Here is a 14,392-nt window from a genome sequence, read left to right on the forward strand (position 1 = left end):
AGTGGGCATATGGGCCAGCATAATACATTCGGACTGGAAATCTATGCAAGTAACCGTCAGTTTTATGTCGGAAGAGGTCAGAGCATTACCTTTCCGGTGGAAGACGGAGAAATGCAGGTATTGCCGCACCATGAGGACATGATCGCGGCAATTGTGCCGGGAGAGATGGTATTTGTAGACCCGGAGGGCAATAAGACAACTGTTGCAGTGAGCGCCGGATTTATTGAAGTGTTCAACAACCGTGTCAAGGTATTCGCCCTGACCGTAGAGCGCCCGGAGGAGATCGATATCCGCCGTGCCGAAGAGGCGAAAGAACGGGCAGAAGAGCAGCTCCGCCAGAAGAAAAGCCTGGAAGAATATAACGCCAACCAGATGGCGCTTGCAAGGGCCATGTCCAGACTTAGGGTTACATCCAGAAAGAAAATATAAGAAAGACAAAAAAAGCATGCCGGGAGAGATTCTGCGGCATGCTTTTTTGTCTGCCGGAGAAAAAGGGTTTCTTGCCCGGAATGCTTTCTTGTGATAAACTGGTAAAAGAAAAGAGCGGGGGCTGCTTATTATTATGAAGGAACAGAGAAAAAAGCATTTATTTACAAACAGACAGCTGGCGGCGCTTTTGATTCCGCTTGCGCTGGATCAGCTGCTGAATTCGTTTATGGGAACTGTTGATACGCTTATTGTCAGCAACATCGGATCCGCGGCCATATCAGCGGTATCCCTTGTGGACGCGATCAACATACTGATTGTGGAAGCCTTTTTTGCCCTTGCGGCCGGAGGTACCGTGATCTGTTCGCAGTATCTTGGGAGCAAAGACGTGGAAAAGGCAAATGAGGCGGCAGGCCAGCTTGTGTTCGTCACCTTCTTCCTTTCGCTGATTATGGCTGTAGTCTGCATTATTTTTCATGAACCGGTTCTTCAGCTGATTTTCGGGGAAGTCGAAAAAGAGGTTATGGATAACGCCAAAATCTATTTCCTGTTTTCGGCGGTGGCGTTCCCGTTTATTGCTCTTTATGATGACGGTGCGTCCATTCTGAGGGCGCAGGAAAACAGCCGGCTTCCGATGCAGATATCTGTCCTTGCCAATGTTTTAAATGTTGTTTTAAATCTGCTGTTCGTCTGGGGCTTTCACCTGGGAGTAGGGGGTTCCGCCTGCGCAACGATGCTTGCAAGAGCGTTTGCCATGATTGCCGTTCTTTATGAGCTGCGGAAGCCGGTCTGGGAGATTCACCTGAAACGGTACTTTTCGATCCGGCCGGACTGGGGACAGATTAAAAGAATTCTGAAGATCGGCATACCCTCCGGGATTGAAAACAGCATGTTCCAGTTCGGAAAGCTTGCCATCCAGTCCACCGTCTCCATGATGGGAACAGCCGCGATTGCGGCACAGGGAATGACCAACACGATTGAAAATCTGAACGGGATTATGGCAATCGGAGTCGGGATCGGACTGATGACTGTGGTAGGAGAGTGCATGGGAGCCGGACGCAAGGATGAGGCGGTTTATTATGTGAAAAAACTTTCCGTGATAGGAGAAGTTGTTGTCGTAATCTCCTGCCTGCTTTTATTTGCGCTTGTGCATCCGATTACTTATTTCGGCGGGATGGAGCCTGCCAGTGCATCGATGTGTATTTTTATGGTGACCTGCATTACAATTGTCAAACCGGTGGTATGGACGCTGGCGTTTATCCCTGCATACGGGTTCCGGGCGGCGGGAGACGTCCGTTTTTCCATGGTGGTCTCCATTCTTTCCATGTGGGTTTTCAGGGTATCCCTTGTCATGGTTCTGGCAAGAGTCTTTGGAATGGGACCGATTGCGGTATGGATTGGAATGTTTACGGACTGGACGGTGCGGGCCATTGTCTTTACCGTACGTCTGAGAAGCCGAAAATGGCTGGAACACAGGGTGATCTGATGGAATTACAACAGTAATATAAAGTAGAGTGAAAAGTGAGTATTTTTGGTAATACTCACTTTTTTCTGTAAAAAAATAAACAAATTTTATGAAAAATTACATAGAAAATGATGGAAATTTTAAAAATATTTGTGTGAATGTTGACTTTCACATTTTACTGTGATAAATTCTTAATATAATTTTTATAATTTGAATTCCAAAGGATTTGGGAGGTGACATCTGTGGAGAAACTAGAGATACGAAATCAAATGACAACTGAAGAGAGAAAGCTTGCTTTGGAAGCGGCCCTTCTGTTAGGATTTCAGACAGAAGCGGCAGCTTTTCCGGTTGCGGGAGTGAAAGGAGAAATTCCTGCTCCGAAAACGGAAGAGGAACTGCAGGCATTGTATCAGCTGTCAGAGCCGGAAGTCCCGGATGGCTATAAAACGGCAGAAGGGCATCCGGAACCAATGTTTGACCTGGATTTCCGAAAGGAAAAAGGACTGGAAACAATATTTGGAAAAGGACCGTTTCTGAAGGATGAAGATTATGATTTTCTTCCGGACAGACTCGATGTGAAAATTAAGCTGCCTGAAGACGCGGATGCATCCATGATGATTGCAGCCTGCAACATTGCTTTCCGTCTCGGTATGGAGACAACGGGGTATGAAGGCGGCATCACGGCAGAAGAAGGTTACGGCGGAAATGCCATCATTCTGGAAGAAGCAGACCAGGCGGAAATGACGATGGAAGAGTCCGATGGGGTTATGAAGGTTTACCTCAGGGGAAGAGGGAAAGAGCTGGAGGAGCTTTCTTCGTTGATTTGTGAGAATTTTCCGGGAACAGGCGGATGGAAAACATTCCGTGATGTTCTGATGGATATGTGCGATGACGCGGTTCTGCGGAATGGGGATGGACAGATCGCGGCGCTTCAGATGCTGAAGCAGAAAGAGAGCGGCAGCTGCACGGTATACGGTTCGCCGGAACTTCGTGAAGATCAGAAGGCACTGTTTACAGATGTTACTTTTGAAAATTATAAAGCAGGAAAGAAAGCATATGAAAAGGTCTATGAGCTTCCATGGGAAGTAGAGACGTTTGAGGAAATACTGGAAAAAGAGGTTTATCCGTTGATTAAAAACGGAGACAGTATCCGGATAGAGGGTGCGGTCAGTGAAGATCAGACTGTCCGCAGCCGGATGAGAACACGGATGGAAGAAAAAGCAAAAAGCTTTGGAGCAGCGGAAGTCCGGACAGAGCTGATCTGTGCATACAAGCAGGGATTTTCCTGGATCGATGAGATCGTAATTCCTGCAGTAAAGGAAAAGAAACCGGACAAAATCGAGATTTATTTCAAGCCGTTTCTGCCGGAAGGGGAAACAGAATGGCTGGATGAAAACGGGGCGACACCATCCTACCACAATCTTCAGGCGGACAACCCGGACAAATGGTATGATCTGCCGATCCGGTATCTGCAGGAGCTGTATCCGATTGAAGATGTACTTGTAAGAGAACTGGGAGTGGAAAGAGATGCGGTTGTATTTCTTCCATATGAAGGTGCGGAAGATCTTACCTACCTTTGCAAAGTATATCAGGATGAGACGCTCTGCTATGAAAATACATATAAAGCACAGTGTTCGGAACGCCCGTATCTGGATGAATATCCGCAGATGGGCAAGGTACATCCGGCAACCGGATATATCCGCGTGTGGATCAATGAGCAGGAGATGCTTTTCAGGAAGATCCGGACTGATCTGGAGGAAGTATGGGATACGTTCCAGGCAAAAGTCCTTCCGGAGTGTAAGCAGTATATTGAGGAAAAGACCGGCGGAACAGTCACAGCGGAGCAGCAGCCGTTTTTCCAGGAGCTTCTTCTGGATGTGACAGTCAGCGAACCGGATTACCGTGTAGGATGCAGAGAAGACCTGATTTCGTCGCTGGATGCTCTGCATGAGGATATGTATTTTACCGGAAGCGACTATTTTAAGAACTACGGAGTTCAGAATATCGGCGTCATGCTGGACGCGCCGGGACTGATTCTTCCATCTATTCATCAGAAAGAAGGAAGACCGGTATTCAAGGTAACCGTATTTGAAAAAGCGAAAGAAAAGCCGTGTATTGAAAAAGACGGCAAGGCAGTTGTAAGCCAGAGGATGCGTGAGGAAGTTTCCTTCAAAGTAACCGGACTTTCCGCAAAAGACGGAAAACTTTGTGTGGACATCCGGACGGCAGGTGTTTCGGATGAATTCCTGAAAGCCTACGCAGATCTTATGGAGAAGGGTGTGCTGGAAATTACCGAAGGCTGGTATAATATTTCAGCTGTCCGTTTCCTTACAGAAAGCGGCAGCGTGATTGAGGCGGCAGTTCCGGCACAGGAGCCGCCGGTCAAGGATAAATGTATTATGGACATCGATCTCCATGAGAAAGAGCTGATCGGATATGAACAGTGTATGGCGATCATAGAAGAACTGAAACATGTTCCTGGAATCGAGGTATTCAGAACCGCAAGGTCCTACACAGGAAGAGAGCTCTATGCGATCTGGCTGAAACCGGAGCGGGAAGGATATCTTTCCATGACGAAACGTCTGACAAAGTGTCCGTCTGAAATTATCAACGCAAGGCACCATGCAAATGAGGTATCCAGCACGAACGCATCGTTCATTCTGTTAAAGAAGCTACTGACCGATGAGACATACAGGGATCTTCCGGAGAAGCTGAATCTGATCCTTGTCCCGATGGAAAATGTAGACGGAGCGGCAATTCATTATGAGCTTCAGAAAGAGCATCCGTACTGGAAGTTCCATGTGGCAAGATTCAACGCCCTTGGTAAGGAATTCTTCCACGAACACTTCCATCAGGATACGATACATTCCGAAGCGATGGGACTGAGCAGGCTGTATGAACGGTACGCGCCGGATATGATTGTGGACAATCACGGAGTGCCAAGCCATGAATGGGAGCAGCAGTTCTCGGGATATACATCCCCTTCCTACAAAGGATTCTGGCTTCCAAGATCACTTCTTTACGGATATTTCTGGTATGTGACGGATGAGGCGTACAAAGATAACTATCCGGTCAACAAGAAAATGGAAGATGTGATTGCGGACAAGATCGCAGAGGACGAGGAGATGACGGCACTCAACAAAGAGTGGAGCGCTCAGTTTGAGAAATATGCACATGCATGGATGCCGAAGCTTTTCCCGGCCAACTACTATAAAAATATGATTAACTACTGGATTCCATATGCGGCAGATCCGGCACATAAATATCCGTCGATCCGCTTCCCGTGGATTACAACCGTATCATATACAAGTGAAGTAGCTGATGAGACTGCGCAGGGTGAATATCTGAATCTGTGCGCAAGAGCTCATGTGGCACATGATGAGGTGACGATTCAGATGCTGATGGAAGCAGAACTTCTTCATGAATGCAGCATGAGATGTGAAGACGGCAGTATATCTGCACGATATCGGAGACGTCGGCCGATGATCGTATACAAGTAAAAGACTCAAAAGAAAGAAGGAGGAAAATCTATGGAGTATATTAAACTGATTGGTGTCCTGATTGTAGTGCTCGGATTTGCGCTGAAACTGGATTCCATCCTTATTATCTTTTTAGCGGCAGTGACGACCGCTCTTGCAGGAGGTCTTGGAATTGACGGACTTCTTGAAACACTTGGAACAAACTTTGTAGCGAACCGAAGCATGGCAATTTTTATTATGATCCTGCTTGTAACAGGTGTACTGGAGGCGAACGGTCTGCGTGAAGCGGCTGCGGATCTGATGAGAAAAGTAAAAAGCGCTACGGCCGGAAGGCTCGTATGCGCGTATGGTATCCTCAGAGGATTCTTTGGTGCGTTTAACGTAGGATTCGGCGGTGTTGCCGGATTTATCCGTCCGGTACTTCTTCCGATGACAGAAGGTGCCATCGAGAGCCACGGACATGAGCCGAATGAGGAACATATGGAAGATATCAAAGGAATGGCATCCGGTATGGAAAATATTACATGGTTCTTCTTCCAGGTACTCTTCGTTGGAGGTGCCGGCGGTATCCTTGTACAGACGACACTGGCGTCTCTTGGATACGAGGTAGAACTTGTGGAACTGGCAATCGCGGAACTTCCGATTGCGATCATCGCACTTGTTGTGGCAAGTATCTACTACATCACAAAAGACAAGAAACTGATGAAAAAATACTATGGTTCCAGTGCGGCGAAACCGGAGAAGAAGAAATAAAGGGGGTACAGATACATGGATCTTAAGTTTATACAGATAGGTGCCGGCCCTGCCAATGTTCTTGGCGAAGCGGTGTGGATCATCATTGGTCTGATTACAATTTTTGCAGGTATCAAAAATCTGCTCGACAAAGAAAATCCGTCCAGAATCGGTACTGCGGTATTCTGGTGTTCATTTGGTATTGTTTGTGCATTCGGAACATGGCTTCCGGCGAAGGTATCCGGAGCGCTTGTTATCGTAATGTGTATGCCGCCGATTTTCAAACGTGTAAAAGTCGGAAAGACAAATGCCCCGACAAAAGAATACACAAAAGGACAGTACCAGAAGATCGGTATGAAGATCTTCATCCCTGCCCTTACTGTAGCGGTATGTTCTCTCTTATTCGCGTTATTTACAAACATCAGCTCCATGGTAGGTGTTACGGTAGGTGTTATCATCTCCATGATTATTCTGAGAGCCTACTCTTCGGATAATAAACCGAAAGTATTCCTGGAAGGATCTGAACGTTTTCTGTCCATGATGGGACCTCTGTGTATGCTTCCTCAGCTCCTTGGAGCTCTGGGCGGTATCTTCACGGAGGCCGGAGTCGGCGAAGTAATCGCCGGTATCGTAGAAAATGTAGTACCAAAAGGAAATGTCAACCTTGGTATCATCATTTTCGCAATCGGAATGGTGCTCTTCACCATGATCATGGGAAATGCTTTCGCGGCTATCACGGTTATTACCGTTGGTATCGGCGGACCATTCGTACTTGCGTACGGTGCGGATCCGGTTATCATCGGAATGCTTGCTCTGACATGCGGTTACTGTGGTACACTCTGTACACCAATGGCTGCGAACTTCAACATCGTTCCGGTGGCTATTCTGAATATGAAAGACCGCTGGGGTGTTATTAAGAATCAGGTTGTTGTGGCAGCAATCATGCTTGTAGTACAGATCTGCTACATGATTATGTTTAAATAGGTAATATAAGGACGGCACAGGGGGATGCGTGACATTGAGCGGGGAGCCCGTATTATTATTGAAAACTGGGTAAGAATAAAACCCTGGGACAAACTTTTGATTGTGACAAGCAAAGAGTACAGGGCAGAAGCGCAGGAACTCAGAAAGCAGGCAGTCAAAAGGGCCAGATCGGTGAATACACTTCTGGTAGAGAATAAAGGACGGTATGTAGGGGTGTTTTTTGACGAAAATGAAGAAATTTTTGATCCTTACACTGCGATCATCGCGGCAACGGAATATTCGCTTGTGACAACCAAAGCTGCGAAGCGCGCAATCAGCCGTCATAAGAAATTTTTGTCCCTGCCCCTTTCGACAAACAATGGAAAATCCATGCTGGAATTTGATTTCCTCATGATGGATACAAAGAAAAGCCGGCTGATGGCGGAGGTTATTATGAAATACCTCCGTCATTCGTCACGGATTCACGTAACCACTCCTGCGGGTACCGACCTGCAGATGGGGAAAAAGGGCAGAAATCCGGGGTTTTTCAACGGTGTGGTCAAAGACGGCAAAGGATATTCCTCGGCCAGTATCGAGGTTTATGTACCGATTGAGGAGACGAAGACGGAAGGCATCATGATGCTGGACGGATCACTTGGGTACATTGGGAAAGCAGAAGAAGTTACGAGAATAGAATTCCGGGAAGGGCGCATTGTAAAAATCGAAGAGACGCCGACCGGAATCCGGCTGAAAAACTATATGGAAGCTTACAAGGACAGCAGGATCTATATTGGCGGTGAATTCGGCATCGGCCTGAATTCGTACTCCCGGTGTGTGGGAGACTGCTATATCGAGGACGAGTCAGCCTATGGAACATTCCATATCGGACTCGGCCGGAATCTTGCCCTTGGAGGTGTACAGAATGCCAAAGGGCATTTTGATCTTGTATGCCTGGAACCGGATATCTATGCGGACAACAGGCAGCTGATGCAGGAAGGCAAGATTATCTTGCCGGAACCAAATGTATATTAAGGTATAAGGAGGTCAGTACAATGAAAGTATTAGTGACAGGATTCGATCCATTTGGGGGAGAAAAAGTAAATCCGGCATATGAGGCAGTGAAACTGCTTCCGGATACAATCGCAGGAGCTGAAATTATCAAAATTGAAATTCCGACCGTATTCACAAGAAGTGCAGAGGTTGTAGAAGAGGCAATTAAAAAATACGAGCCGGACATGGTACTGGATGTCGGACAGGCAGGCGGACGCTCCTGTATGACAGTAGAAAGGGTTGCGATCAACCTGAAAGAAGCAAGGATCCCGGATAACGACGGAGAACAGCCATTTGACGAACCAATCCGCGAAGACGGCGAGACTGCATACTTTTCCACACTTCCGGTAAAAGCAATGGTGGAAAATATGAGAGCCCATGGAATTCCGGCACACATTTCCTATACAGCAGGAACCTATGTATGCAATTGCATTATGTACAATGTGCTTTATCTTGCGGCGAAAAAATATCCTGGAATCCGCGCCGGATTTGTACATGTACCATTTGAAAGCGGACAGGTTGTGGACAAGGCAAACGGCACACCGTTTATGTCCCTGGAAATGATAGCAAAAGCTCTGGAATACGGCATCGAAGCCGCAGTGACAAACAAAGAAGATGTGCAGAAAGCAATGGGCGAAACACACTAAATAAAAAAGATTTCATTGGGGACGTGTTCCGGTGCGCAGGAACCCGTCCCTTATAAATTGGTAAAAAATTAATATTAGAACATATTGTAGACAAATTTTGGTGCGGTGGACAGATTGGCGTACATGAGATACAGGTAGAGTATCATGAGCATTGCATAAAATACAGCCGTCCACCCTGCGAATGCGGCAAATTTATTTTTCTTCAGTTTTCTGATAAAATCTGTAAATGCTTTCATTGATCATCACCCATCCTTTCTTACCTATATGGACTCCGTCTTCGAAGAAGTATTTTGTGTATTCCTGATCGGAGAAATCTGCTATGGAGGCATTGTACTCGGCGGCCACGGAGCGGATTTTCTGGTAGTAGTCTTCCCTTGCTTCTTTTGGGAAGCCGGTATAATCGTACCAGTATCCGTTAACCGGCATCATGACGAGCAGAGGGCGGATTCCAAGATCCTGACAGACATCAAGAAAACATCTGAGATCGTCATATTCCGGCGAGGTGCTGTAACTTCCATTCAGACTCTGGTTTTTCTTTTTTTTCATGAATGGACGGACTTTCCATTTGTAGGAACTGTCGTCCATATAAAACGGATTTCCCTGATTCTGTGCCTCTCCATCTTTAATGGACTGTTTTAACAGGGAAGCAAAATCCGGATCCTGATCCGTTTTTTCTTTGGACGATGCTTTTGGAACATTGTCCTTTACCATCTGCATGACAGCGGTCTGCAGTTCTTTTTCTTTCAGGAACCTCGTGTAGATCCGGTAGTTGACACGGTCAGACATGGAAGCGTCCTGAGTGTAGAGTACACGGTTATAAAGGTCTGCACGTTCCCGGGCAGCAGGATCGACCCGAAGCAGTTCATGGGAGCGTTTGATCATGTAGTCCTTGACATTTTTGCGCAGATGGTTGTTTTTGAGCATTGCGATGTAATGGGACTCTGAAAAACGGGAGGTGAAAGCCTCCGGCTGTACACCTGCCTTCCGGAACCACTGCGGGGAAAGGAAAAGAACCGCTTCCTTTGTCTTTGCATGTTCTCCCAGCGATGCCAGTGTGATGGCATGGCTGAGAGACTGGTAGTAGCCGGCACCGATCAGCATCATATGAAATTTTGTGTCTTTGAAAATCTTTCCCGGATGATAAGGTGTTTTCACGCCGTACTGAAACTCGGAAGAGCCGAATGTCAGAACTGTATTTTCATCCAGGTTTTTTAAAATAGCTTCCCTGGCCGGAAATTTTCCGTCTCCGGACCAGGAGGCGAATGCATTTCCATCGGCATATACCCTGCGCTCTGCCAGAAAATGCAGCCCGGCTGCCGAAGTCAGTGTAAGGGCAGCGGCAAGGAAAAATGCCAGTAACCGTTTCATGATGCACTCCTTGTTTCCAGATAGGTAAGGATCCGGTTTGGTGTGTTAAAGGTACTGCGGTCTACCTCGGACGGGGCGATCAGGATACCGAGTTCGTCCTCAATATCTGCAAGCAGTTCTGCAAATCCAAGCGAATCCATCAGATCGGTTTCAAACAGATCAATGTCCGGGTTGCTTTTTACAATATCATCTTCACAGATTCTTTCCAAAATTTCAAACAGTGTTTCTTTCATAGTATATTCCCTCCAAAATTATGATAATCCGAGCAGCCATACAAACTTGCCCGAAAAGATATAAAAACCAAAAATTACGAGCTGAAGTGTGATCAGCCACGACAGGAAACGGTACCACCGTTTCTGACGGTGATTTTTGTAAAAGGTTGATTTTTTCTTGTACCATTCCGTAGCGGCCAGTAGAACGCCATGATAAAGTCCGTACAGGATATAGGATGGCGTCACGCCGTGCCACAGACCCATGACAAGCATGTTGACAAGAAAACCTGCACAGGCTGCATTGAGCCTGTTTTTAAAACGCTTTTTCCGGATCGACTGAATCATAAACCGGGAAAAGAGAAAATCCCGGAACCAGTGGGACAGTGTAATATGCCAGCGGTCCCAGAACTCCTGAATGTCAATACTTTGAAACGGCCGCCGGAAATTGTCCGGAGTCCGGATGCCAAGAAGATAGCTGGTGCCGACTGCCATCAGACTGTACCCGGCAAAATCGAAAAACAGGTAAAATCCATAGCAGTACGCATAGAAAATCACATAGTACCATGTGCGGGCACCGTCAACCATTCCCATGCCTTTAAAGAACACAGAGGCAAGAATCAGCTTGTAAATCAGTCCAAGCAGAATTTTAAATATGCCTTCTCCGGCAAGCGCCAGGTACTCTCTGCGGGGCCGGATACTGTTCAGGTCCTCCAGAAACCGCCGGCTCCGGTCGATAGGACCTGAACTAAGAGACGGAAAGAACAGCACGAAGGCTGTAAAATCAAAGACAGACATTTCGGTAATCAATCCGTCATAGGTCTCGATAATGATCTGGGCACACCGGAATGTCAGATAGGAAATTCCAAGGAACGCAAAGATGGATTCTCCCCACAGTCCGGCCAGTTTACTGAGAATCAACGGCAGAATACTCAAAAACAGTGCCAGCCTGTACACCCGGACATTCCGGTCTCTGGAAACACGCAAGGCCATGTACCCTTTTACAACAGTCAGTTCGATTATAAAAAACAGAATCAGGTAAGATGCCTGCTCCGGTTTTGAAAAAAAGGCCAGAGCGGTAAATAAAATAGTTGCGGCAGTAGAGTACCATTTCAGCGGCTGCTCCAGAATACCGAGCAGTAATGCCGGAAGAAGAATGAGAATAAGGACACAGAAAAACTGATAATTGTCAAAAAAACTCATGAAAGCATCCCTCCCAGAGCTTTCCGGTCAGCTTTTCCGTTGGCCGTCATCGGGAGCTGGTCAAGGAAGACCACTTTTTTGGGAATCATGTAATCCGGAAGATATTCTTTCAAATCCTGCCTGATGCGCAGTGATTCTGCAAACTCATCTTCCGGGACATCTTCCTTGACAAGGAAAGCGGTAATACTTTTTGCTTTTCCATCCCGCATATTCGCGACAGCGGCAGCGTTTTTAATACCGGGAAGCTTCAAAAGATTGCTTTCGATATCTCCGAGTTCAATCCGGTATCCATGCAGTTTGATCTGAAGATCAATGCGTCCGCAGTAGTAAAGCATGCCATCCTTTATATAACCCTCATCTCCTGTCCGGTATCCGCGGACTGTATTTCCGCTTTTGGAGACGGTGAAAAAGACAGGTTCTGAGAGGTCCGGCCGCCGGAAATATCCCGGACTGACCGTGTTTCCGAGAATAACAATCTCGCCCCTTTCTCCATCGGTCAGACGCGCCCCTTCCGGGGAATGGATTTCAATCCATGTTCCCGGTTTTGGACGCCCGACAGGAAGCGGAATTTCCGTTTCTGTAAGTTCCGGTGTGACCTGAACTTCCGTCACTGCTACCGTGGATTCTGTCGGCCCATATGTATTCATGATGACAGCATCCGGAAACCGTCCGGCCAGCTTTTGTGCGGTCCGGTTTGTCAGCGTTTCTCCGCAGAATAAAAACAGGCTGATCTGCGGAAGCAGTGAACTGTCAAAATTCGGATCCCGAAGGCACATATCTGCGAAAGACGGCGTAGAAACCCACACGGAGGCCCGGGATGCGGCCAGTGCCGGAAGAAGGAGACGAAAATCGGACTGCTGCGATTTTGTAAGAGGATACAATGTTCCGCCGCAGGCCAGGCACGTGTACAGATCCATGACTGAAAGATCAAAAGAAAACGGTGCCTGGTTTAAAAAGATGTGTCCTTCTTTATCTTTTTTTGAGGTACCAAGGCCGACAGACCACTCCAGATAATGATTCAGACAGTCAGAAGTGATCTGAACGCCTTTCGGGTTTCCGGTACTTCCGGAAGTGAAAATCATATAAAAAAGATCTTCGCCGGAAACCGGGGACAATTGTAATTGCTCCTCCGGATATTCTTCCTGCATCAGATGTTGAATTTCTTCTTTCCTGATAAAGGAAACGGTACTGGAACTGTCCTCCGGATCTTCGCAGGCCAGTACAAAAGGCGGCTGAATGCTTTCGATGATCTGCATGGTACGGGACCATGGTACAGAAACATCGACCGGACAGTATCCTCTTCCTGATTTTACACATGCAAGAAAGCAGATGAGCATCAGCGGGCTTTTATGTCCGTAGACAGGAATCGGAGTCCTGTCATCTTTACAGAGCCTTTGAAGAGCCGCGGCAAGAAGATCAGAATATTTCCAGAGATCTCCGTAGCTTAAACGTTCTTCACCGGATATCATTGCAGCGCGGTCCGGAAAACGGACGGCTGTCTGATTGATTTCGTATAAAATGTTCATAACTTTTCCCTCCTGTAGTGCTTTACCAGTATCATAAAGAACCGCCCTGAAAAGTCAATATGATTTCGCGAACAGTAAGAAAACATTCAACAAATCTTAATAATCCTCATTTACTTTTCCACTTTTTTTGATATAATTATTCCAATGAATGGAGGAAAACATCATGTTGTCAAATCAGGTACTGCAAAGAACAATATCAGAAATAGAAAATATAGCAGGGGGTTCCTGTTCTGTGTGGGCAATGGACGGACATCGCATTGTACAGGCAGGGACAGAGAGTATGAATGCGGGCGAGAGGATTCAGGCATTTCTCGAAGAGATAAAAAAAGAAGAGATCTTTCAGGGACTCGAAGAGATCCGCACAGGATACGCCCTCTTCCTTGTGTGTGATGAGGAGAAACCTGCTTACATATTAAATATAGAAAACATGAGCGGAGAAAAGGCGGAAATTGTAGGGCGCCTCGGCGTTAAACAGATGGAGGGGCTGATACGTGCCTATAAAGAAAAGATTGACAAGAACCGTTTTCTTCAGAATCTTCTTCTTGATAATATGCTTCTTGTGGATGTTTACAACCAGGCAAAGAAGCTTCATATCGAAAACGATCAGAAGAGAGTGGTCTATCTTGTAGAGGCCAGGGCCAAAGATAATCAGATGCTTCTTGAAACGATGAAAGGAATGTACGCGTCCGGCATGAAAGATTTTGTAACTGCGGTGGATGAGGGAAGTGTGATTCTTGTCAAGGCGCTGGAAGAGACAGATGGATACCGGGAAGTGTTTGAAAGCGCCAAGAGCATCGCGGATACGGTATCTGCTGAGGCAATGGTTAATATCCGGGTGTCTTACGGTACGATGATCCACGAGTTGAAGGATGTATCAAAATCCTACAAAGAGGCCGGCATGGCACTGGATGTGGGGCGGATTTTCTATCCGGACAGGAATATTCTTGCTTATAACGAACTGGGAATAGGACGGCTGATCCATCAGCTTCCGCTCTCTCTGTGCGAGATGTTTTTGAAAGAGGTTTTCGGGGACAGGGATGTATCCGAGTTTGAAGAAGAAACACTTTCCACGGTTTACAAATTCTTCGAAAACAATCTGAATATCTCCGAGACGGCCAGACAACTCTATATCCACAGAAATACGCTCGTGTACCGGCTGGAAAAGATTCAGAAGCTGACAGGTCTGGATGTGCGGGTGTTTGAGGACGCTCTGACATTTAAAATCGCGATGATGGTATCAGAGCATATGAAATTTATGAATCAATAAAGTTTATAAACAGGGAAAACACAGAGACAGGTATTACAGCTTGTCTCTGTTATTTTA

At 46.6% G+C, this 14,392-nt stretch carries 12 protein-coding genes; 8 read left to right on the forward strand and 4 right to left on the reverse strand.

The window, feature by feature from the left end; all coding sequences use genetic code 11:
* Positions 1–9: 9 nt before the first annotated feature.
* From atpC to pcp, 7 genes are all read left to right on the forward strand, one after another.
* Entirely contained in the window at positions 10–429 is a 420-nt protein-coding gene (gene atpC, locus B5E64_RS00555; RefSeq protein ID WP_087166585.1) for an ATP synthase F1 subunit epsilon, read from the forward strand.
* 133 nt (positions 430–562) lie between these two features.
* Entirely contained in the window at positions 563–1,912 is a 1,350-nt protein-coding gene (locus B5E64_RS00560) for an MATE family efflux transporter (protein WP_087166586.1), read from the forward strand.
* A gap of 221 nt (positions 1,913–2,133) precedes the next feature.
* Positions 2,134–5,391, forward strand: coding sequence for a M14 family metallopeptidase (locus B5E64_RS00565; RefSeq protein ID WP_242960049.1), 3,258 nt, complete (start codon positions 2,134–2,136; stop codon positions 5,389–5,391).
* Positions 5,392–5,421: 30 nt separating this feature from the next.
* Entirely contained in the window at positions 5,422–6,123 is a 702-nt protein-coding gene (locus B5E64_RS00570) for a DUF969 domain-containing protein (protein WP_087166587.1), read from the forward strand.
* Between the two features lie 15 nt (positions 6,124–6,138).
* The gene (locus B5E64_RS00575) at positions 6,139–7,086 is read left to right on the forward strand and encodes a DUF979 domain-containing protein (RefSeq protein ID WP_087166588.1); all 948 of its coding nucleotides are present in this window, start codon (positions 6,139–6,141) and stop codon (positions 7,084–7,086) included.
* 24 nt (positions 7,087–7,110) lie between these two features.
* Entirely contained in the window at positions 7,111–8,097 is a 987-nt protein-coding gene (locus B5E64_RS00580; protein WP_087166589.1) for a peptidase, read from the forward strand.
* 20 nt (positions 8,098–8,117) lie between these two features.
* Complete coding sequence (pcp, locus tag B5E64_RS00585; RefSeq protein WP_087166590.1) at positions 8,118–8,762, forward strand: pyroglutamyl-peptidase I; 645 nt, start codon at positions 8,118–8,120, stop codon at positions 8,760–8,762.
* A 192-nt stretch (positions 8,763–8,954) separates the two neighbouring features.
* Here pcp and dltD read toward each other — a convergent pair whose 3' ends face one another.
* Genes dltD through dltA form a run of 4 tightly spaced genes read right to left on the reverse strand, consistent with a single transcriptional unit; the run spans position 8,955 to position 13,068 of the window.
* Entirely contained in the window at positions 8,955–10,130 is a 1,176-nt protein-coding gene (gene dltD, locus B5E64_RS00590; protein WP_087166591.1) for a D-alanyl-lipoteichoic acid biosynthesis protein DltD, read from the reverse strand.
* A complete protein-coding gene (gene dltC / locus B5E64_RS00595) occupies positions 10,127–10,363 on the reverse strand; it encodes a D-alanine--poly(phosphoribitol) ligase subunit DltC (protein WP_087166592.1) in 237 nt (78 codons plus the stop codon). The genes dltD and dltC overlap by 4 nt, the downstream gene beginning before the upstream one ends.
* 18 nt (positions 10,364–10,381) lie before the next feature.
* Entirely contained in the window at positions 10,382–11,542 is a 1,161-nt protein-coding gene (dltB, locus tag B5E64_RS00600; protein WP_087166593.1) for a D-alanyl-lipoteichoic acid biosynthesis protein DltB, read from the reverse strand.
* Positions 11,539–13,068: a D-alanine--poly(phosphoribitol) ligase subunit DltA gene (dltA, locus tag B5E64_RS00605; RefSeq protein ID WP_087166594.1), complete on the reverse strand. Its 1,530-nt coding sequence runs from the start codon at positions 13,066–13,068 to the stop codon at positions 11,539–11,541. The genes dltB and dltA overlap by 4 nt, the downstream gene beginning before the upstream one ends.
* 163 nt (positions 13,069–13,231) lie before the next feature.
* Here dltA and B5E64_RS00610 point away from each other — a divergent pair, with 163 nt between their 5' ends.
* The gene (locus B5E64_RS00610) at positions 13,232–14,335 is read left to right on the forward strand and encodes a helix-turn-helix domain-containing protein (RefSeq protein ID WP_087166595.1); all 1,104 of its coding nucleotides are present in this window, start codon (positions 13,232–13,234) and stop codon (positions 14,333–14,335) included.
* Positions 14,336–14,392: the final 57 nt, after the last annotated feature.

Origin of the sequence: Drancourtella sp. An12, assembly GCF_002160935.1 — a bacterium.
Taxonomy (GTDB): Bacteria; Bacillota; Clostridia; order Lachnospirales; family Lachnospiraceae; genus Sellimonas; species Sellimonas catena.

Excerpts from the sequence above, each read along its gene's own strand:
- atpC (WP_087166585.1), top strand. The coding sequence starts at position 10 with ATGGGCCAGCATAATACATTCGGACTGGAAATCTATGCAAGTAACCGT.
- B5E64_RS00560 (WP_087166586.1), top strand. The coding sequence starts at position 563 with ATGAAGGAACAGAGAAAAAAGCATTTATTTACAAACAGACAGCTGGCG.
- B5E64_RS00570 (WP_087166587.1), top strand. The coding sequence starts at position 5,422 with ATGGAGTATATTAAACTGATTGGTGTCCTGATTGTAGTGCTCGGATTT.
- B5E64_RS00575 (WP_087166588.1), top strand. The coding sequence starts at position 6,139 with ATGGATCTTAAGTTTATACAGATAGGTGCCGGCCCTGCCAATGTTCTT.
- B5E64_RS00580 (WP_087166589.1), top strand. The coding sequence starts at position 7,111 with ATGCGTGACATTGAGCGGGGAGCCCGTATTATTATTGAAAACTGGGTA.
- pcp (WP_087166590.1), top strand. The coding sequence starts at position 8,118 with ATGAAAGTATTAGTGACAGGATTCGATCCATTTGGGGGAGAAAAAGTA.
- dltD (WP_087166591.1), bottom strand. The coding sequence starts at position 10,130 with ATGAAACGGTTACTGGCATTTTTCCTTGCCGCTGCCCTTACACTGACT.
- dltC (WP_087166592.1), bottom strand. The coding sequence starts at position 10,363 with ATGAAAGAAACACTGTTTGAAATTTTGGAAAGAATCTGTGAAGATGAT.
- dltB (WP_087166593.1), bottom strand. The coding sequence starts at position 11,542 with ATGAGTTTTTTTGACAATTATCAGTTTTTCTGTGTCCTTATTCTCATT.
- dltA (WP_087166594.1), bottom strand. The coding sequence starts at position 13,068 with ATGAACATTTTATACGAAATCAATCAGACAGCCGTCCGTTTTCCGGAC.
- B5E64_RS00610 (WP_087166595.1), top strand. The coding sequence starts at position 13,232 with ATGTTGTCAAATCAGGTACTGCAAAGAACAATATCAGAAATAGAAAAT.